At 73.1% G+C, this 19,049-nt stretch carries 16 protein-coding genes; 4 read left to right on the top strand and 12 right to left on the bottom strand.

Annotated elements, in window-relative coordinates; genetic code table 11:
- The 3 genes from VF746_13615 to VF746_13605 all read right to left on the bottom strand — a co-directional run.
- On the bottom strand, positions 1–1,173 hold a 1,173-nt coding region (locus tag VF746_13615), incomplete at its 3' end, for a M56 family metallopeptidase (protein HEX8693454.1).
- A complete protein-coding gene (locus tag VF746_13610; protein ID HEX8693453.1) occupies positions 1,170–1,580 on the bottom strand; it encodes a BlaI/MecI/CopY family transcriptional regulator in 411 nt (136 codons plus the stop codon). The genes VF746_13610 and VF746_13615, both read right to left, overlap by 4 nt.
- A gap of 222 nt (positions 1,581–1,802) precedes the next feature.
- The gene (locus VF746_13605) at positions 1,803–3,887 is read right to left on the bottom strand and encodes a M56 family metallopeptidase (GenBank protein HEX8693452.1); all 2,085 of its coding nucleotides are present in this window, start codon (positions 3,885–3,887) and stop codon (positions 1,803–1,805) included.
- A 440-nt stretch (positions 3,888–4,327) separates the two neighbouring features.
- On the opposite strand from VF746_13605, the gene VF746_13600 reads away from it, so the two are divergent.
- The gene (locus VF746_13600; GenBank protein ID HEX8693451.1) at positions 4,328–4,882 is read left to right on the top strand and encodes a superoxide dismutase family protein; all 555 of its coding nucleotides are present in this window, start codon (positions 4,328–4,330) and stop codon (positions 4,880–4,882) included.
- Between the two features lie 223 nt (positions 4,883–5,105).
- On the opposite strand, the gene rho is transcribed toward VF746_13600, so the two are convergent.
- Complete coding sequence (gene rho / locus VF746_13595) at positions 5,106–6,281, bottom strand: transcription termination factor Rho (GenBank protein HEX8693450.1); 1,176 nt, start codon at positions 6,279–6,281, stop codon at positions 5,106–5,108.
- A gap of 332 nt (positions 6,282–6,613) precedes the next feature.
- Here rho and mrdA point away from each other — a divergent pair, with 332 nt between their 5' ends.
- Positions 6,614–8,506, top strand: a complete 1,893-nt coding sequence (gene mrdA, locus VF746_13590) for a penicillin-binding protein 2 (protein ID HEX8693449.1) — start codon at positions 6,614–6,616, stop codon at positions 8,504–8,506.
- Between the two features lie 82 nt (positions 8,507–8,588).
- On the opposite strand, the gene VF746_13585 is transcribed toward mrdA, so the two are convergent.
- The 5 genes from VF746_13585 to VF746_13565 form a co-directional block, all read right to left on the bottom strand.
- Positions 8,589–8,849, bottom strand: a complete 261-nt coding sequence (locus VF746_13585; protein ID HEX8693448.1) for a type II toxin-antitoxin system VapC family toxin — start codon at positions 8,847–8,849, stop codon at positions 8,589–8,591.
- Between the two features lie 20 nt (positions 8,850–8,869).
- Entirely contained in the window at positions 8,870–8,995 is a 126-nt protein-coding gene (locus tag VF746_13580; GenBank protein HEX8693447.1) for a hypothetical protein, read from the bottom strand.
- Positions 8,977–9,192 (bottom strand): hypothetical protein, encoded by a 216-nt coding sequence (locus VF746_13575; protein HEX8693446.1) that lies wholly within the window; start codon positions 9,190–9,192, stop codon positions 8,977–8,979. Before VF746_13575 ends, VF746_13580 begins: the two co-directional genes overlap by 19 nt.
- 145 nt (positions 9,193–9,337) lie before the next feature.
- Positions 9,338–11,047, bottom strand: a complete 1,710-nt coding sequence (locus VF746_13570; protein ID HEX8693445.1) for an ABC transporter substrate-binding protein — start codon at positions 11,045–11,047, stop codon at positions 9,338–9,340.
- 230 nt (positions 11,048–11,277) lie between these two features.
- Positions 11,278–12,528, bottom strand: a complete 1,251-nt coding sequence (locus VF746_13565) for a GNAT family N-acetyltransferase (protein ID HEX8693444.1) — start codon at positions 12,526–12,528, stop codon at positions 11,278–11,280.
- A gap of 140 nt (positions 12,529–12,668) precedes the next feature.
- On the opposite strand from VF746_13565, the gene VF746_13560 reads away from it, so the two are divergent.
- Positions 12,669–14,003 (top strand): DUF1343 domain-containing protein, encoded by a 1,335-nt coding sequence (locus VF746_13560; protein HEX8693443.1) that lies wholly within the window; start codon positions 12,669–12,671, stop codon positions 14,001–14,003.
- Between the two features lie 391 nt (positions 14,004–14,394).
- Here the strand turns inward: VF746_13560 and VF746_13555 are convergent, their stop codons facing one another.
- The 3 genes from VF746_13555 to VF746_13545 all read right to left on the bottom strand — a co-directional run bounded on the left by VF746_13555 (position 14,395) and on the right by VF746_13545 (position 16,518).
- Positions 14,395–14,568 (bottom strand): hypothetical protein, encoded by a 174-nt coding sequence (locus VF746_13555; protein HEX8693442.1) that lies wholly within the window; start codon positions 14,566–14,568, stop codon positions 14,395–14,397.
- Between the two features lie 43 nt (positions 14,569–14,611).
- On the bottom strand, positions 14,612–14,815 hold the full coding sequence (locus tag VF746_13550) for a hypothetical protein (protein ID HEX8693441.1): 204 nt from the start codon (positions 14,813–14,815) through the stop codon (positions 14,612–14,614).
- Between the two features lie 173 nt (positions 14,816–14,988).
- On the bottom strand, positions 14,989–16,518 hold the full coding sequence (locus VF746_13545; GenBank protein ID HEX8693440.1) for a DUF1990 family protein: 1,530 nt from the start codon (positions 16,516–16,518) through the stop codon (positions 14,989–14,991).
- A 796-nt stretch (positions 16,519–17,314) separates the two neighbouring features.
- On the opposite strand from VF746_13545, the gene VF746_13540 reads away from it, so the two are divergent.
- Positions 17,315–18,598: a hypothetical protein gene (locus tag VF746_13540; protein ID HEX8693439.1), complete on the top strand. Its 1,284-nt coding sequence runs from the start codon at positions 17,315–17,317 to the stop codon at positions 18,596–18,598.
- Positions 18,599–19,049: the final 451 nt, after the last annotated feature.

Genomic DNA, 19,049 nt, shown 5'->3' with positions numbered 1-19,049 from the left:
ATAGCGGCGGCTGCGCAGCTGCATCCGCGCCCCGGCCCGGCCCTCGCGCAGCTCCACCGCGCCGGGCTGGAGCTCGTGCCGCACCACCTCGCCCGCGGGCGAGAGGACGAAGAGCAGGCGGGCGCCGCCGTCCGCCCCCTTCGTGAGCACGTCGGGATAGAAGCGCGCGATCGCCTCGCGCGGGGTGAGCGCGGCGGGCTGCACCCCCGCCGCGGCGCCGGGGGCCGAGTAGACGCGCTCGGCGTCGGCGGGGGCGGGCTGCAGGGGGCCGGGCGCCTCGCAGGCGGCGGCCAGGAGCGCCGCGGCGGCGGCGCCGAAGCCGGCGGCGCGCAGCCACGGCTGGCGGACACGAGGTGCGGTCATGGCGTGGATTCTCCTCTCCAGGAAAGACGTGGGCTCCGAGAAGGCGGCCAGCGCCAGGCGGGACCGGCCCGCGCGGCGCCCCACCTCCAGGAGCAGCGCGCCGTACGCGCGCAGGTCGGACCGCCGGCGCAGCACGCGGGCGTCGCAGTCCACTTCCACCGACAGCCGCAGGCGCCGCAGCTGCCACCACACGGCCGGGCTCCACGGCAGCAGGGCCGCCACGGCCAGCGCGCCGGCCAGCAGCAGCGGGTCGCGGGCGCGCACGTGCTCGCGCTCGTGCTCCAGCATCAGGGCGCGCACCTCCTCGCCCGCCGCGTACGCCCACTCGGGGAAGACGATGCGGCTCCGGAACAGCCCGACCACCGCCGGCCCGGTGTCGGGAGAGACCAGCACGGGCTCGCCGGAGACGCGCGCCGGCCGCCAGCGCCGCCGCCGCCGCTCCAGCACCGCCGCCATCGCCGCCAGCGCCAGCAGCGCCAGCCCCGACGCCGTCCCCCAGCCCACGAGCAGCGGCCGGTCGAGCGCGGCCAGGTCCAGCCGCGCGGGGAGCTCGAGCGGGACCGCCGTCCCCCCGGCGGCGGCGGCCGGCCCGGCGCTCGCGGCCGCCACCTTGGGAGCGGCCGGCGCGGGCGGCGCCTGGCGGGGGAAGAGGCGCGCGGCGGCGGGGACGGCGAGCGAGAGGAAGAGCGCGGCGGCCCAGGCCCAGCGCGTGGGCCGGCCGAACGCCGCCAGCGCCCGCTCCGCCGCCAGGGCGCCCAGCCCCAGCAGCACGGCCACGGCGGCGCAGTAGAGCATCCAGTGCGCGGTCATCGGCCCCCCTCCTTGAGTCGCTCGTCCAGCAGCCGGCGCATGCGCTCCAGCTCCTCGTCGCTCAAGGCCCGGTCCGACACCAGGTGCGTCAGCAGCAGCTCGGGCGAGTCCTTGAACAGCTTGCGGGTGATGCGCCGCAGCACGCTCGTGCCCGCGTCCCGCCGGGCCACCAGCGGGTGGTAGCGGTAGGCCTTCCCCTCCTCGACGTGGCCCACGTGCCCCTTCTCCTCCAGCGTGCGCAGCACGGTGAGCACGGTGGTGTAGGCCAGCTCGTCGGAAAGGCGCTCGCGCACCTCGGCCACCGTGGCGGAGCCCAGGTCCCACAGCACCCCCATCACGTCCAGCTCGCGGTCGGTGAAGCTGATCTCCACCCGTCCCTCCTCGTCGTCGTCGGTCATCGTCGGCATGGCTCCGGTCTCGGGAACCGCAACTGCTACAACCGCAACTGCTCTGCGGGCGTGTCCCCCTGAAGGGGGCCGGGCTGCGCGCGCCGTAGGGCACGATACCGCCGTGCCCAACGGCGCCGGGCCCCCGGCGCGCCCACCTTCGTCACGGTTCTCCGGCTATCGCGCCGCGCGCCGGTGTCCCGGCCCTCCGGGCGCGCATCCCTCACGCGGGTCGTGGCGCGGTCAGGGCCTCGCGCCGTCCAGGGTGCCCACGACCACCGAGTCGGGGCGGTTCGCGTCGGCGCGGAGCTGGGCCTCGCTCTTCAGCACGATCCACAGGACCGTCGTGAAGCGCCCGTCGACCTCCACCCGCACGTGCGCCTCCCTGCCGTAGTCGATCGTAGCGTTGTCCAGCGTCGGGAAGCGGTTCGAGCGCAGCGCGCGGCCCGCGGGGTCGGCCGTAGGCAGCGGGCCCGGGTAGGGGTCGGCGCCCGTGTGCAGCACGCGGCCGGCGGCGTCCACTACGAACCAGTACTCCGGCTCCGCGGCCCCGGGGTGGTGCCGGCGGACGGCCGCGGCGATCGGCTCCAGCGGCGGCAGCGGGTGCGACCACCCGGCGCGGCGCCACACCGGCTGGCGGGCGACCGCGGCGAAGTTGATCCCCACGCTCGCCCTGCACTCCACGGGGCGGCCTTCCCGCAGGTCGGGGTGGAAGCGCGCCTCCGCCACCACCCGGCGGGCGGCCTCGGCCAGCGCCGCGGGCGGGCTCCCCTGCACCGCCAGGTTCCGCGCCACGCCGTCCGCGCCCACGGTGAACTCGACCTCCACCCGCCCGTCCACGCCCTCGCCGAGCGCCGCGGACGGGAGGTGGACGTGCGCCAGGCGCCTGAGCTCTTCCATGTCCACGGGCGCCCCGGCGAGCGGCGCCTTCCCCCACGAGGCCATCGTGACCTCCCAGCCCCGGCTCACCGCTCCCATCCGCTGCCAGAGGACGGTCACCTCGCCGGGCCCCAGCACGCCGGGGCGGGCGGCCAGTAGGTCCACGCTCAGGAGCTGTGCCATGTCCATCTGCCGGTCCTGCGGCGTCACCTGGATGCTCGTTCCCGGCGAGCGGGGGTCCGCGCGGTACATCGCCGCCATGGAGTCCAGCCCGGCGCGCGTGGCGGCGTGGCGGTCCGTCACGCGCCCCTGCTCGTCCACCTCGAAGACGAGGAAGGCGCCGCCCTCTGTCGCCCGCCGGAGCACCTGGGGGAACCAGCGCTCCACCGCCTGGCGCACGGCCAGGCGCTCGGGCGCGGCCGGCTCGGGCGCGCCGGGCGCGGCGTACAGGCGCTCCACGCTCTCCGGGGCCGGCGCCACGGGCCCGCGCGTCTCGCACGCCGCGAAGCCGAGCGCCCCCGCCAGCGCCCCGAAGCCGGCGGCGCGCAGCCAGGGCCGCCGCTCGCGCGGCGCCGTCATCCGGCGGATGCGCCGCTCCAGGAAGCTCGCCGGCTCCGAGAAGGCGGCCAGCGCCAGGCGGCGCCCGGCCGCGCGCCGCCCCACCTCCAGCAGCAGCGCGCCGTACGCCCGCACGTCGCCGCGCCGGCGCAGCACGCGGGCGTCGCAGTCGAACTCGATGGCCAGCCGCAGCCGCCGGAGCTGCCACCAGAGCGCCGGGCTCCACGGCGCCAGGGCCACCAGGGCGAGCGCCGCGGCCAGCAGCAGCGGGTCCCGCGCGCGGACGTGCTCCCGCTCGTGCTCCAGCATCAGGGCGCGCACCTCGCCCTCCGCCGCGTACGCCCACTCGGGGAAGACGATGCGGCTCCGGAAGAGTCCCACCACCGCCGGCCCCGTGTCGGGCGAGACCAGCACGGTGACGCCGGAGACATGCGCCGTCCGCCAGCCCCGCCGCCGCCGCTCCAGCACCGCCGCCAGCCCCGCGAGCGCCAGCAGCGCGACGGCCGAGGACGCGCCCCACGCCAGCAGCAGCGGCCGGTCGAGCGCGGACAGGTCCGGCTGCGGGAGCGCGAGCGAGGGAAGGCCGAGCCGCGGACGCGAGGGCGCGGGAGCCGGTGCCTCGGCCGGCGGCGGGGCGGGGGAGGGGGCCTGGTCCGCGGGAGACGGATCGGCCGTCGTCCGGACCACGGGGGTGGCGGTCCGCACCGGCGCCGCCTCGGGGGCGAGGAGGCGCGCGGCGGCGGGAACGGCCAGCGAGAGGAGGAGCGCCGCGGCCCAGGCCCAGCGGGTGGGGAGCTGGTACGCCGCCAGCGCCCGCTCCAGCGCCAGCGCCCCGAGCCCCAGCAGCAGCGCGACGGCCACGCCGTACAGCATCCATTGCGCGATCATCATCTCGCCTCCCACACGATGAGCTTTCCTACTAAACTTCTAGTAGAACGAGCGACACCACGGGATCCTGACAGACGCCACTCAGGGTCGACCGGGCCTGCTACTAAATCCGTAGTAGAGGATAAAGAGCCGCCGCCCGCCTGTCAACTATTCTGTTAGTAGCAGGCGGTCGGGCGAATGAATTCGCAGCAACAACCACACGAAGTCCGCCTGCGCGGACTAGCGGGCTGCGCCCGCGCGCTTCGCGCCTGGGGAACCAGCCTCCCGGCGCCGAAGCCGGCCCCGTGCCGAACCAGCCTGCGAAGGCAGGCTTCTCGCCGTTGTTGCCGCGGATTCATCCGCCCTGCCCCCGCACCGCTCCGGTATCCCGGCGTGAGCCGGGACGCACGATCCTTGCGCCCGCCCCCGGCTCATCCCGGGAATCGATCACGAGGAGGAGGACGATGATGGGTGTGAGGACGGCGGTGGCGCTCGGCGGGGCGGTGCTGGTGCTGGTGGCGTGCGGGCCGGCGGCGCAGCAGGCGGCGGGGCCGGCGCGGCCGCGCGCGTTCACGCAGCCGATCTACGACGCGCAGGGGCAGGAGGTGGGCACGCTCACCGCCACGGCGCAGGGGCGCGACTCGGTGCGGCTGGCGGTCGTGGCTACGCGGGTGCCGGCGGGGACGCACGGCACGCACCTGCACGCCGTGGGGCGCTGCGACACGCCGGACTTCACCACGGCGGGTCCGCACCTGAACCCCGCCAGCCGGCAGCACGGGCTGCGCAACCCGCGCGGCCCCCATCTGGGCGACCTGCCCAACCTGGTGGTGGGCGCGGGCGGCGGCGGGCGGCTGGAGGCCACGGTCGCCGGCACGCTGAACCCGGGGCAGGCGCCGCTCTTCGACGCCGACGGCACCGCGCTGGTGATCCACGCCGGCGCCGACGACCAGGTGACCGACCCCTCCGGCAACTCCGGCGCCCGCATCGCCTGCGTGGTGATCGCCGCACCCACGAACTGATAGACCATTCTTCAAAGGGACTGTTCTGGATTCTGATCCTCCGACGAAAAGCCTCACACGGAGTCAACGGAGTCAACAGAGAACCCCGGCAGTTCTCCGTTAACTCCGTTGACTCCGTGTGAGACATTCAGTTTCAGGTCACCGAATTCTGCATACGAAGAGGGACGGAGCCTCGCGCGAAGCTCCGTCCCTCTCCCGCTGGTGACGCAGGCCGGTCCGCCGGCTAGCGCAGCTTGCCGAGCAGCTCGGCGTTGGTGCGGGTGTCGTTCAGCTGCTTGTTGAGCAGCTCGATGGCGTCGCTGGGCGAGAGCGAGTTGAGCGCCCGCCGCAGCTGGTGCGCCTTGTCCAGCAGGTGCGCCGGGAAGAGCAGCTCCTCGCGGCGCGTGGCGCTCTTGTCCACGTTGATGGCCGGGAAGAGGCGCTTGTCGGCCAGCTCGCGGTCGAGGACGATCTCGCTGTTGCCGGTGCCCTTGAACTCCTCGAAGATCACCTCGTCGCCGCGGCTCCCCGTCTCGATCAGCGCGGTGGCGATGATGGTGAGGCTCCCCGTGCCCCCGCGCACCTTGCGCGCGCTGCCGAAGAAGCGCTTGGGCTTCTCCAGCGCGCCGCTGTCGATGCCGCCCGAGAGCATGCGCCCCGTGCCGCGCTCGGTGGTGTTGTACGCGCGGGCCAGGCGGGTGAGCGAGTCCAGCACGATCACCACGTCGCGCCCGCTCTCCACCAGGCGCCGGGCGTGCTCCAGCACCATCTCGGCCACGGCCACGTGCCGCTCGGCCGGGCAGTCGAAGCTGGAGGCGATCACCTCGCCGCGCCCCAGCATCTGCATCTCGGTGACCTCCTCGGGGCGCTCGTCCACCAGCAGCACCAGGAGCACGGCCTCGGGATAGTTCACCGAGATCCCCTCCATGATGTTCTGCAGCACCGTGGTCTTGCCCGCCTTGGCGGGGGCCACGATCAGCGCGCGCTGCCCCTTCCCCAGCGGGGCGATCAGGTCGATGATGCGGTTGGTGTGGTCCTTCCGGTTGCGGAAGCGCGTGCTCTCGCACTCCAGCACCAGCTGCTCGTCGGGGTAGGTGGCCGGCAGGCTGCCGAAGTCCACGCGCCCGCGGGCCTGCTCGGGGGGCAGGCCGTTGACCGAGGCGACCTCGGCCAGCGGCGCGCTCTTCCCCCGCCCGGGCGGGGTGCCGACGGGGCCCTCCACGCGGTCGCCCGTGCGCAGCCCGAAGCGGCGGATGAGCGACTGCGAGACGAAGATGTCGCCGTCGGCGGCCTGGTAGCCGTTGGCGGCGCTCCTCAGGAAGCCGCTGCCGCTGGGGAGGATCTCCAGGAGGCCCGACGCGTCGGGTGCGGTCGCGGGACGCGGCCGCTCGGCAGCGGCCGTCTGTGCGGGAAAAGTCATGCAGAGAAGTTCCAGATTGTGTTCCAGGGGCGGAGGCGCCCGCCGGCGGACTGCCGGTGGTGAGAAACTTCGCCTCCAGAGTCTGGTGAGAGAGGCTCGCGCCGGGCTACGTCAAGTTGCGTGCCGCGAGAGGACGGCGGAAGGAAGCGTGACGCTGGCGTGGGAGCCGCCGGAAAATAGCACCCTGGCGCGAAAACGCAAGTCTCCGTTCACGGATTTTCCCCGGCTTCCAGGGCGCCGGCGGGCCCGGCGCGGGCGGCGCGGGCGAAAAACTGGCGCGAACGCCTTCGGGTGTATACATTTACCCGGTCTTCCCCCCACATCCCGCCGACATGCCGCCGTTCATCGAGCGCTCGCTGAGCCCGTACAACCCGTTCCACCCGCACGCCCGGCGCAAGCGCGCGCTGCAGGCGGCCGGGGCCATCGTGCTCACGCTGGGCACGCTGGGCGCCGCGTTCTTCCGCACGCAGGTGCTGCGCAACAGCGAGTTCGAGCTGCGCGCCGAGGACAACCGCTTCCGGGTGCTCCCGCTGGCCGCCCCGCGCGGCGCCGTGCTGGACCGCGACGGGCGGGTGATCGCCGAGACCATCATCGGCTACTCCCTGTCGCTGGAGCCGGGGCCGGCCGACTCCCTGCGCGCGCGCCTGGCGCCCGTGGCCGCGGTGATGGGGCTCGACGAGGCGCGCCTGCAGGAGCTCGAGGAGTGGGCGCTGCGCCACCCCGACGAGCCGGTGCCGATCTCGCAGAACCTCACCTTCGAGCAGGTGTCGTGGCTGGAGGAGCGCGCGGGCCGCATCCCGCGGCTGCGCCTGCAGTCGCACCCGGTGCGGCGCTACCCGGCGGGCCCGGCGGTGGCGCACCTGGTGGGGTACGTGGGCGAGATCGACGACCGCGAGCTGGAGAGCGAGGAGTTCCGCGGCTACCGCTCCGGGCAGAACGTGGGCAAGAGCGGGGTGGAGCGGCAGTTCGAGCGCACGCTGGGCGGCCGCCTGGGCGCGCGCTACGTGGAGGTGGACGCCCGCGGCAAGGTGGTGCGCCGCTTCGGCGAGGAGCTCACCGAGGCGCCCCAGCCGGGCGGCGACGTGCGCCTGACGCTGGACCTGGACCTGCAGCGCTACGCGCACGAGATCTGGCCGAAGGACAAGCGCGGCGCCGTGGTGGCCATGATCCCCTCCACCGGCGAGATCCTGGCGCTGTACTCGGCCCCCAACTACGACCCCAACCTGCTGGTGGGCGGCATCCCCCGCGAGGTGTGGCGGCAGCTGAACACCGACCCCGGCCGGCCGCTGCTGAACCGCGCCGCGAGCGGCACCTACCCGCCGGGCTCCACCTGGAAGCTGGCCACGGCGCTGGTGGGGCTGGAGCGCGGGGTGATCACGCCGCAGGAGGTGCTGCCGATCTCCTGCACGGGGGGGATGGCGTACGCGGGGCGCTACTCGCGCTGCTGGAAGCGCGAGGGGCACGGGCCGCAGGACCTGATCCGCGCCATCGCCAACTCGTGCAACGTCTACTTCTACCAGCTCGGCATCCGCCTCACCCTGGACGTGCTCTCGCGCGAGGGGACGCGGCTGGGCTTCTCGCGCAGGACGGGGATCGACCTGCCGGGCGAGAAGAGCGGGCGCTTCCCCACGGGGAAGGAGTGGTACGTGCGCCGCTTCGGGTGGAAGCCCACCCCCAGCGAGGTGATGAGCCTGGCGATCGGGCAGGGGCCCAACGACCAGACGCCGCTCCGCATGGCGCAGTTCTTCTCGGCGCTGGCGGGCGACGGCACCGCGCGCGCCCCGCACCTGCGCCTGGACGCACAGGCGCCGGTGGAGACGGACCTGCGGGTGAGCCGGCCCACGCTGGAGGCGGTGCGCGAGGGGATGGCGCGGGTGATCGAGGAGGGCGGCACCGCGCACGCGGTGGAGCTCGCGCGCTGGCGCCTGTACGGCAAGACGGGCACCTCGCAGAACACCGCCGACCCCAAGAAGCCGCACGGCTGGTTCACCGGCTTCGCGGGGCCCAGGAACGGCGCGCCCGAGATCGTCGTCGCCGTGATCGTGGAGTTCGGCGAGTCGGGCTCGGGCTCGGCGGCGCCGATCGGGGCGAAGCTGGCCGACTTCTACCTCAACCGGAAGCACGGCTTCCCCACGCCGCCGCTCCCCGCCCCCGAGTCCGCCCGCTCCGCCGGCGCCGCCCGCGGCCTCCCGCCGAATCCGCCGCCCGACAGCGCCGCGGACTAGCGACCGAACGGCGCCTGGACTATCGATCGTACCCTCTTCCGGAACCTGGAGAGGGTACTTCTTTGTGCACCGGGGTTCGCGTTCAGGGCAGGACCTGCACGTGCGGATACCGGCGGATCTTCTCGTCGGCGGTCACCAGCGGACACCCGAGCACGCGGGCGGTCGCGACGAGGATCTGATCGGCGGGGTCTTTGTGGAACTCGCGCGGCAGCTGCGTGGACTCGGCTGCGATCTGCGGAGTGAGCGGGAGCAGCTGGACGCCGGGATAGGAGAGGGCCTTCTCCAACCACTCGAGAGTGGGGTACGGGAGCGCCAGGCGCTTGTATTCCACCAGCTTCGCCACCTCCCAGCAGGCGATGGCGCTTACCCCAGCCCTGCCGGCTCGTGCTCCCGGACCACTTCCTCCTGCTCGCGGTCCAGGCGGGCGTCTCCATGCACCCACCAGATCCAGATGTGCGTGTCGAGGACGATCACCGGAGCGCGTCCCACTCGCCTTCCGCCACCGGCGCGGTCGGGTCCGCATAGGTCACCGGCATTCCGCGCAGGGGATAGCGCTGCTCCCGTGCCTTGCGCGCTTCCGCGAGCACGATGACCTCCACCTCTTCACCCGCGGTGAAAGGCAGGTTCTCGAGCGTGAGCGATCCGTTCTCCGCCACCTGGGCGTGGGCTCGATAGGCGTGCTGCATCGGTCCTCCTTCGTGAGCGCAGCGACTGCCGGTAAAGCTTGAGCGCGAGACGTGCAAAAACAAGGGCGCCCCCTCGGCGCGAAACGAAGCCCCCCGCCCGGACTCCGGGCGAGGGGCTTCGTCGCGTTCGGGAGATGCGACGCGGCTACGGCTGCTGGCGGTCGCGGGGGAGGCGCAGGTTCTCGGGGATCCACCAGTAGATGGCGTCCTCCCACCACTCGGGGCCGCGGAACTTCACGCCGCGGAAGCGCGAGCTCACGCCGTAGTACTCGGGGTCCAGGAAGATCGGCGCGTACACGGCGTCGTCGATCAGGATCTGCTCGATGCGCTGCCACATCCCGCGCGAGCGGACGGTGTCGGGCTCCACCACCACCGAGTCGATCAGCGCGTCGAGCCGCGGGTTCTTGTAGCCGGCGAAGTTGGGCCCGTTCGGCGGCGCGCTGGCGGAGTGGAAGACCATGCGGGCGTTGGGGCCCACCACGCCGGGGCCCCACCCCCACCCCCAGAACGAGCCCATGAACTCCCGCGCGCGCAGGCGCGAGACCCAGGTGGTGCGCTCGTAGGGGCGCGGCACCACGTCGATCCCCGCCTTCTTCGCCTCGGCCTGGATGGCCACCAGCATGTCGGCGCGCACCGCGTCCGACGAGGCGTACTCCACCTCCAGCCGCAAGGGGCGCCCGCCCTTCTCCCGGATCCCGTCGCCGTTGGTGTCCACCCACCCCGCCTGCTGCAGGAGCTGCCCCGCCCGCGCGGGGTCGTAGGGGAGCGGCCGCACGCCGGCGCTGTGCTCGCGCAGGCGCGGCGGGATCGGCGAGAGCGCGGCCGACTCGGGGTCGCCGAACATGGCCTGCGCGAGCTGCTGGCGGTTGATCGACATCAGGAACGCCTGCCGCACCCGCGGGTCGTCCACGGGCGGGCGGCTCACGTTCCACGCGATCCACCCGGGGCGCACCTTGGCGGCGCTGTGCAGCTGGGCGTTCTGCGACGAGCGGATCTGGTCCACCTGCTCGTACGAGGCCTTCATCATGTCGCCCTCGCCGTTCAGCAGCCCGGTGAGGCGGGCGCTGGCGTCGGGGACCACGCGCACGATGATGCGCTGCAGCGAAGCCGGCTGCGGCGCGTCGGGGTTGGCCACCACCGACAGCTGCTGGCCGCGGTCCCAGCGCTCGAAGCGGTACAGCCCGTTCCCCACGGGGTTGCTGTTGAACGGCGCGCTGCGCAGCTGCCCGGCGGGGACCTGCTCCAGCAGGTGCGCCGGCGCGGGGACCACCTCCAGCAGCGAGTTGAGCGTGGCCGGCCCGGTGCGCGAGAGGCGGACCTCCACCGTCATGCTGTCCAGCGCCCGCACCGACTCCACCGCCTCCACGTCGCCCTGGCGGGTGGAGGCCACCGCCTCGTCCTTCTGCCGCTGGATGGTGAAGACGATGTCGCGCGCCGAGGTGGGCCGCCCGTCGTGCCACTTGATCCCCGGGCGCACGTGCAGGACCACGGTGTTGGGGTCCCGCTGCTCCCAGCGCTCCAGGAAGTCGGGGACGTAGTTGCTGAGCGTGGTGTCGCGCCGCGCCAGCGCCCGGAACAGCAGGTGGACGATCTGGTACGCCGGGTTGCTGTCGTAGGTGAGCGGGTTGAGGTTGTCGGGCTCGCCCTCCCAGAGCACCACGAGCGTCCCCCCCGGAGGCCCCCCGCCGAAGGTGTTGAAGTTCCCCGGCGGCGCCTCGTCCTGGCCGCCGCGCGCCGCGTCTTTCCCCTTGTCGCCGCCCCCGCCGCCGCACGCGACGGCCGCGAGCAGCGCGGCCGCCAGTGCGAAGCGCGAAGTGCGAAGTGCGAAGTGCGAAGCTGCGGATGCGTGAGCCATCCCCGTCTCCTCCTCCCGTCGGTGTCCCGACCCCGCGCGCCGGACGCGCGCCGGTCGCCCGCTCCACCCGCTGTTTCAAACCCCGGGCCGAACCGTCAGCCGGCCCGTGCCCCCTCCCCGGCCCTCCCCGCCGCGCGGGAGAGGGAGAACCCAGTTTGAGCGCGGTCTGTCGCGCCGCCGTGCGAAGTTACTTTCGCACTTTCGCACTCACGCACTCACGCACTTGCCGTTCAGAACCGGTCGAACGTCCACGGCTTCGGCACCTCCAGCGCCAGGTCCAGCATCTTGAGCACGTCGGCGCCCTCGATGGTGGCCAGGCCGCCCAGCACCGCCTGCCAGGGCTGGATGGCGCCGATGTAGATGCGCGAGAACGTCTCCATGTTCATCGAGAAGCGGCAGTCGGTGTGCGAGCCGCGGAACGGCTCCACCCGCATGGCGCCGCCCTCCAGCCGCACCAGCCAGGGGCCGCGGTTCTCCGGCACCTGCTCGTCGTCGATCTCCAGGCACACGGTGAGCTCCGCGTCGGTGGCCAGCGTACGCCGCGCGAGCGCCTCGGGGACGTCGAGCACCCGGAACATCGGCCCGCGCAGCAGCGTGGCCGAGGGGAACCAGAGCCGCCACGCCGGCGCCGCCAGGAGCGGCAGGCGCGGCTCCTCGATGCGGTCACCGAAGCCCTCCTCGGGGTGCGCCCGGTAGACGATGTCGCGCCACTGGTCGCCCAGCGTGGAGAGCCAGGCGTAGATGCCGCGCTGCGCGCCCACGGTGAGCCAGGCGCGCTCCTCCACCTCCAGGAAGCGCGTGTTCACCGGCAGGTCGGCCCGGTAGCGCACCATGCAGTACCCCTCGGGCTCGCCGCCCTCGCCCCAGTACACCACCGCCGCCTGGTCGTCGTGCCCCCAGCTCTTGCGCCAGGTGCGCTCGGTGCGGTCGAGCTGCCCCGTCATCAGGCGGCGCGCGGCGTGCGCGTACACCGCGCGCATGGCCGCCGCGTCCTCGGGGGTGTCCACCAGCCGCACCCGCTGGCGCGCCTCCTTGTCGTCGGGGAGGTAGGCGGGGGGCACCTGGTACTGGTGCGCCTCGCCCGCCAGGCCGTAGCCCAGCCCCTCGTAGAACGAGGCGCGGAACGGGTACAGGGCGCTCCCCACGTCGCCGCGCTCGCGCGAGTGCTCGAAGCCGGCGATCAGCATCCGCCCCGCCATCCCGCGCTTGCGGTGCGTGGGCGAGGTGGCCACCCCGGCGAGGCCCATCACCGGCAGCGCCACCCCGCCGATCCACTGCCTCATCCACAGCAGCTGGCAGGCGCCCACCAGGCGGCCGTCCTCCTCGGCCACCCACAGCGCCTCCAGCCCCCCGTGCGGGCCGTTGGTCAGGAAGTCCTCCCACCACGCGGGGCCGCGCCCCGGCGCCGGGAAGCTGTGCGCCTCCAGGCGCGCCACCTCTTCCACCTCGTCCGGCCGCGCCGGACGGAACGTCTCGCTCAACCGGCCTCCCTGTCTTCCGTCTGCCGCCCCGTCCGGGATCGGCCCCTGGCCCGCCTTTCGCAACACGGCGCCGGACGTTGCACGTGCCGGGCCGCGCCTGCCCGGCTTCCCGAGCGGACACGAACTTACGAGCGCTTGCGATGCCCCGCCATTCCGTCTCCCGCGTCTTCGCCCCGCTCCTGGCCGCCGCCGCGCTGCTGGCCGCCGGCGGCTGCCGCACCGGCGCCCCCCCGCAGGCCGAGGGGAGCGCCGACAGCGTCCCGCCCCCCGCCGGCCGCGCGCCCGGCGGCGGCCCGGCCCGCGCGAGCACGGTGCTCCCGGGGCTCGAGGTGCTGGTGCGCGACTCGCTCCACCTGGTGCGTGGGAAGCGCGTGGGGCTCATCACCAACCAGACCGCCGTCACCTCGCGCGGCGAGCACGCGGTGGACCTGCTGGCGCGCACCCCCGGCGTGCAGCTGGTCGCCCTCTACGGTCCCGAGCACGGGGTGCGCGGCACCGTCGAGGGCGGGGAGAAGATCGAGAACCAGCGCGACTCGGCCACCGGGGTGCCCGTCTTCTCGCTCTACGGGCAGACGCAGAAGCCCACCCCCGAGATGCTGCGGGGGGTGGAGGTGCTCCTCTTCGACATCCAGGACATCGGCGCGCGCCCCTACACCTTCGTGTGGACGATGGCGATGGCCATGGAGGCGGCCGCCGCCCAGCGCATCCCCTTCGTGGTGCTCGACCGGCCCAACCCGATCACCGACGCGGTGGACGGGCCGCTGATGCAGATGGAGATCAAGACCGAGCGCATCGGCCAGCCGATCACCGGCTACTACCCGGTGCCGCTGCGCCACGGGATGACGGCCGGCGAGGTCGCGAAGTACGTGAACCAGGAGTTCCGCGTGGGCGCCGACCTGCACGTGGTTCCCGCCGCCGGGTGGGAGGGCGACCAGTGGTTCGACCGCACGGGGCTGCCCTGGATCAACCCCTCGCCCAACATCCGCTCGCTCGACGCGGCCCACAAGTACAGCGGCCTGGTGCTGGTGGAAGGCACCAACCTCACGGTGGGGCGGGGGACCGACGCGCCGTTCAGCTACGTGGGCGCCCCGTGGATGGACGCGCCGCGGGTGCTGGAGGCGGTCCGGAAGTACGGCCTCGAGGGCGTGCGGCTCGACACGGTGAGCCTGGTGCCGCAGGGGACCGGCTACGTCCCCTTCCGCGGCGAGCGGGTGCGCGCCATCCGCCTCACCGTCACCGACCGCGGCGAGTGGGACCCGCCCTACACCGCGCTGGTGCTGCTCACCGAGATCAAGCGGCTGCACCCCACGCAGCTCAGGGTCGAGAACGAGGGCTTCACGCAGATGATCGGGTCGAAGTGGGCGCGCGCCGCCTTCGACCGCGGCGAGGACCCGCGCGTGATCCAGCGCCGCTGGCAGCAGGAGCTCGACGCCTGGATGCCGGTCCGCGAGCGCTACCGGCTGTACCCGCGATAGCCGCAGCCGCCCCCGGAGCGCAGCGGCCCCCGCGGATCGTCCGCGGGGGCTGTTTTCGCCGGTGTGATACCGGATTCCAGGAATCAGTGTGCAATCCGGTCCTTCCGCGAACCATGTCATTCCGAGCGGCGCCGCAGCACCGATCCGGATTTCACACCTCGGCTGGGCGACGCCGAGAAATCTACTCACCCCGCCCGGACGCTGGCTCCATGCATCGGTCCGGCCTCCTGCCGGCCGCGAGTAGATTCCTCGGGAGCCCGGCCGACTTCGGTGGCGAACGCGAGCTCAGCGCATCGGGCTCCACTCGGAATGACAGCTTCCCAATGCACAGCGAATCTCGAAAAACGGTATGAGTCTTGGTCCGGATCTCCTTCTGCGACCGCGCCTCCGCTCAGCAGCCGGGGATGGTGCAGCGCCAGGTGAGGGCGCACAGCGGGTCGTCGTACGTTTGTCCGCACAGGCAGTCGGTCCGCTGCGTGGCGGCGTGCGCGCGCACCGTCCCCGCGGCTCCCGTGTCGAACGACTGCACGTCCAGCGACTCCAGGTCCAGGCGGAGCTTCTCCATCGCCGCGTTCTCCGGTCAGGGGTGAAGGTGCCGCGGCCGCCGCTCAGCAGAGGCAGGTGGCCACGGGGGCGGAGCAGCCGCAGGTGAGCTGGCCCTCGCAGGTGAGGCCGCGGAACGTGCAGTGGTTGAAGCACGAGGGTCCGCTCAGTTCCCGCGCGTGCACCGTACCGCGCTCCTCGGCGGCGGCGTCCGTCTCGAACGACTGTACTTCCAGCAGGTCCAGGTCCAGGCGGAGCTTCTTCGGCATCGCGGGCCTCCTCCCTCGGTGGATCGGGAAACTCCCCGGAAGGGAGCAACGGAAACGGCCGCCGCCGCCAGTCCCGTGCCGCGAGCGGAGGGGATGCGCGAAGGGGACGGCTCCCCGCCGCCCCCTTCGTCCGAAGCGCGCTCGCACTTCGCACCCCGCACTTCGCACTCCCCTCAGGCCGCCTTCCCGCTCCGGGACGGGGCATCGGGGTTGGGCGCCTGGTCGCGCTTGCGGCGCATCACCAGCTCCTCCACCCAGCGCTCCACGTCCTCGGCGTCCTTCCCCTCCAGCGTGGTGGTCTCTTCCTGCACCCCCTCGGGCGCCTCGCCGCCGCTCCTGTCCACCAGGGTCTGCACCACCGAGCGCCAGGTGGCCTTCTGCGCCAGCTTGCCGAAGGTGCGCATCCCCACCAGGTCCAGCAGGTCCGAGGACCGGGTGAAGGAGCGGATCTCGAAGCGGATCACCCCGCCGGGCCGCTCCTCCACCAGGAAGCGGATGGCGCCCGAGAGCGGGTGCCCGCGCAGCGTCACGCAGGTGATGGAGCGGCCGCTCACCTCCACCACCCGCACCTGGATGTTGCCGCGGAGCGGGAGCGCCATGGTCAGGGTGTTCCCCTCCTCCAGCACCTGCGGCGTCCCCGGCTCCGCGCCCACGTCCAGCAGCCCCGAAGGCGGCAGCGTGTAGAACTCGGTGCGCAGCGCCTCGAACAGCTCGTCGGCCGTCACCCGGCTGCCGCGGATGTCGGCCCAGTAGCGCTGCCGCTCCAGCGCGCCCGTCCCCTCCGACGGCAGCCGCTCGGGCATCTGGTCCACCAGCTTCCCCAGCCCCTCGCCCAGCGTGAGCGGCGTCACCCCGAACACCTCGGTGAGCGCGTTCGGGCGCCCCTCGCCGATCACGTTGCCCTCGAGCAGCATGGTGATCTGGTCGCCGGTCACCCGCACGTCCACCCCCAGCTGCTCCGCCGCGCTCGAGCCCAGCTTGGCCAGCGCCTCGGGGATCGGCAGGTGCAGCGTGCGCTTGCCCGTGAGCTTCTCCAGCAGCTCCACCACCTCGCGCGTGGTGGTCACCTCGGGCCCGGCCAGCTCCAGCACCGTCTCGCGCGGCGTGTCGGCGGTGGCCGCGCGGGCCAGCGCCAGCCCCAGGTCGGTGTGCCAGACCGGCTGGAACGGCTGGTTCCCCCGGCCGATGAGCGGCACCACCGGAGAGGCGCGCACCAGCTTGAGGAGCAGCGAGATCACCTCGTCGCCGGGGCCGTAGACGTTGCCGGGGCGCAGGATGAGCCACCCCGGCGGCGCCTCGGCGCGCACCGCCTCCTCGGCCGCGCGCTTGGAGCGGTGGTAGTCCGACTCGCCGGCTTCCGCCCCCAGCGACGACACGTACACGAAGCGGCGCACCCCCGCGCGGCGGGCCTCGCGCGCCAGGCGCCGCGTCCCCTCCACGTTCACCTTCTCGAAGGTGACCTCGGGCGGGTCGTCGGACACGATCCCGGCCGCGTGCAGCACCGCCTGGCACCCGTCCGCCGCGCCGGCCACCCCCTCGTCGGTGGAGACGTCGCAGGAATGCGCCTCGACCCCGGCGGGCCACTGGCGCGCGTCGTCGTCGGCGTGGCGCGAGAGCAGGCGGACCGTGTGCCCCGCCTCCAGCAGGCAGTCGACGGCCGCCTTCCCCACCAGCCCGGTGCCGCCCGTGACCAGGACCTTCATCGCCACGCTCCCCACGTCTGAAGTTCGCCCTGGACGGCGGGCGGTTCACGACTCGTGCCACCCCGGGAACTGATGAGTGCGGAAGCGCGCGAGTGCATCGCGGCTGTTTCGCAGTTCGCACTTCGCACTTCGCACTGCGGTCCTGGGCGTGTCCTTCCGCCGCGCTCCGGGCCGGGCTGCGCGCGCCGCAGGATCCGGATCCGCCTCGGCCGTGCCGCCCGACTCCGCACCGACGCCGTCCATCGGCCCGGAGTTGCCTCGGCATCGGGGTGAAAGCCACCCAACGAAGTCCCTGCGAGGCTCGTCCTTCTTATTTACGCCCTGCAGCCGGACCGTCTGCGCGCGCTCCTCCCGTCTGCAAGAGGGGCTGGAACAGACGAAAAGAACACCGCCGCGTGAAAGGAGCGCTTTGGTGAGGACGTGCAGCACGAGACTCCGCTCCCGGCGGCATGCTCGCACAGGCATATAACGAGCGGCGGGCCTGTTGAGGGGTTATCCATGACACGAAGGATAAAATGGACAATGTGGTACGGTATGCGCTGAAAACGTCCGGATGTCCGCCCGGGCGGCCACTATTCATGCATAAGGGACTGGCACTCTTGCGCCGAGTCGCACATAATAGGGTCACACACATGAACACCTTCGGCGCTGCAATACATTTGCCGCCGGTCTCCAGGCCAGGTGCAGACGATTTGCACCGCACGGTGTTCCACATGCGGGGTTGTATCAGTGGACGCAACATGAGTCATTCTGCTACGCGTCCGTGTCCATGTCGACCTTCCTCGGAGCCGAGCCGATGACCGCACCTTCTTCGGGTACCCCTGCACGCAAGCCGCGGCGCCGCTGGCGCTGGCACGTCCCCCCCGCGCTCGTGCACGGCGACGAGACGCTCGAAGGCACCGAGATGCTGGAGGAGGTCTCGGGAGCGGTGGGGACGGTGCTCTGGCAGACCATGCGCGACGTGACCCTCTGGGCCGGAGTGCGCGACCCCGACGAGCGCCGCGGCCTCTTCTCGGAGGGCGCCCACGAGCGGCGGCTGCGCGAGCTGGAGGCGGCGGGCGTGGACGCCGCGGTCGACGCCCCGCTCCGGGTGCTGGCGGGCCTCTGCCGCGACCCGCAGTCGCTCGGCGAGGAGCAGGTGCTCACCGCCTGCCGCGAGGTGTCGAAGTGGGCGGAAGACCGGGAGCTGCGCGCCACGGCCATCGCCTTCGCGCAGGCCGGCGCGCTGGCGGCGCCGGCCAACGCCGCGGCCGGCTTCCGGGTGGGGCAGCTGGCCCGTGACAAGACCGAGTACGCGCGCGCCGAGACCTGGTTCCGGCGTACCATCGGGCTCGGGCGGCAGGCCAAGGACTGGGCCAGCTACGCCGAGGCGTTCCTGGGGCTCGGCAACCTGTACATCGTTCGCGGCAACCTCCCCGCGGCGCGGCGCTTCCACATCCGCGGGCTGCGCGCGGCGCGCCGCCACGGGATGCGCGACGTGCAGGGTCGCGCGCATCACGACCTGTTCCGGATGGCGGTCGCGATGGACAACCCGGTCGAGGCGCAGGAGCACGCGCGCGCCGCCTTCCGTGCCTACGGAAACACCCACCCGCGGCTGCCGCACCTGGCCGCCGACCTGGCCTACTTCTGGATGGAGCGCGGGAGGTTCCCCCAGGCGCAGGCGGCGTTCCAGGTGGTGCTGCCGCACTTCGCCCACCCCTGCGACCGGCTGCAGACGATGGCCAACCTGGGGCGCGCGGCCGGCGGCGCGGGCGACCGCCCCACGTTCGACGACGCGTGGGACGAGGCGTGGAGCTACTCGGGCGAGTGGCACACCCGCCCCAGGGCCGCCCAGGCGCTGCTGGAGCTGGCCCGCGGCGCCGCCAGCCTCAAGGACTGGGCTCGCGCCGAGCGCGCGGCCAGCACCGCGCGCGACCTGGCCACGCGCAACGAGATGGCCAAGGTGATGATGGAGGCCGAGGCGGTGCTCGACTCGGTGACCCGGCGCAAGGCGCTGGAGGAGGCGGTGGAGCCCGCCGGCGGCGAAGAGCAGGCCGACATCGACGCCATCCTCGCCGACCTGCGGCGCTCCCTCGTGTAGCCGCGGAAGACGGATCGTCGCCCGAGTCGATCGCGGCGGGGACGGGCCACGGCCCGTCCCCGCCGCTTCGTTTTCCGTCCATCGGCCGGGTCCGCCACGGAGCCCCGCGTGAGGGATGCGCCAACTCCCAGGTGCGTTATACCGTCTTCCCGAATTCGCTGTGCATCGGGAAGCTGTCATTCCGAGTGGAGCCCGATGCGCCGAGCTCGCGTTCGCCACCGAAGTCGGCCGGGCTCCCGAGGAATCCACCCACGGCCGGCGAGAGGCCGGATCGAAGCACGAAGCCGGCATCCGGGCGGGGTGAGTAGATTGAGGCTTGGTCATAAATATAAGCGCTTACGTAGCAACACGATGCTCAAGCGCTTCTCAGGAGCGCCTTGAAGTTGGCTTGGTGGAGTTCACCGGTGTGGTAGCGGTAGAGCAAGCCGATCTGGAAAGCGAAGACGGCCCC

Source organism: Longimicrobium sp. (assembly GCA_036389795.1).
In the GTDB taxonomy this organism is placed as follows: domain Bacteria; phylum Gemmatimonadota; class Gemmatimonadetes; order Longimicrobiales; family Longimicrobiaceae; genus Longimicrobium.
This window is presented reverse-complemented; position numbering and strand designations above follow the sequence as displayed.

What these genes read in the sequence shown, in the direction of transcription:
- VF746_13555 (HEX8693442.1), bottom strand. Translation starts at nt 14,568, where the DNA reads ATGGAGAAGCTCCGCCTGGACCTGGAGTCGCTGGACGTGCAGTCGTTC.
- VF746_13570 (HEX8693445.1), bottom strand. Translation starts at nt 11,047, where the DNA reads ATGGCTCACGCATCCGCAGCTTCGCACTTCGCACTTCGCACTTCGCGC.
- VF746_13600 (HEX8693451.1), top strand. Translation starts at nt 4,328, where the DNA reads ATGATGGGTGTGAGGACGGCGGTGGCGCTCGGCGGGGCGGTGCTGGTG.
- VF746_13560 (HEX8693443.1), top strand. Translation starts at nt 12,669, where the DNA reads ATGCCCCGCCATTCCGTCTCCCGCGTCTTCGCCCCGCTCCTGGCCGCC.
- rho (HEX8693450.1), bottom strand. Translation starts at nt 6,281, where the DNA reads ATGACTTTTCCCGCACAGACGGCCGCTGCCGAGCGGCCGCGTCCCGCG.
- VF746_13610 (HEX8693453.1), bottom strand. Translation starts at nt 1,580, where the DNA reads ATGCCGACGATGACCGACGACGACGAGGAGGGACGGGTGGAGATCAGC.
- VF746_13605 (HEX8693452.1), bottom strand. Translation starts at nt 3,887, where the DNA reads ATGATGATCGCGCAATGGATGCTGTACGGCGTGGCCGTCGCGCTGCTG.
- mrdA (HEX8693449.1), top strand. Translation starts at nt 6,614, where the DNA reads ATGCCGCCGTTCATCGAGCGCTCGCTGAGCCCGTACAACCCGTTCCAC.
- VF746_13575 (HEX8693446.1), bottom strand. Translation starts at nt 9,192, where the DNA reads ATGCAGCACGCCTATCGAGCCCACGCCCAGGTGGCGGAGAACGGATCG.
- VF746_13545 (HEX8693440.1), bottom strand. Translation starts at nt 16,518, where the DNA reads ATGAAGGTCCTGGTCACGGGCGGCACCGGGCTGGTGGGGAAGGCGGCC.
- VF746_13550 (HEX8693441.1), bottom strand. Translation starts at nt 14,815, where the DNA reads ATGCCGAAGAAGCTCCGCCTGGACCTGGACCTGCTGGAAGTACAGTCG.
- VF746_13540 (HEX8693439.1), top strand. Translation starts at nt 17,315, where the DNA reads ATGACCGCACCTTCTTCGGGTACCCCTGCACGCAAGCCGCGGCGCCGC.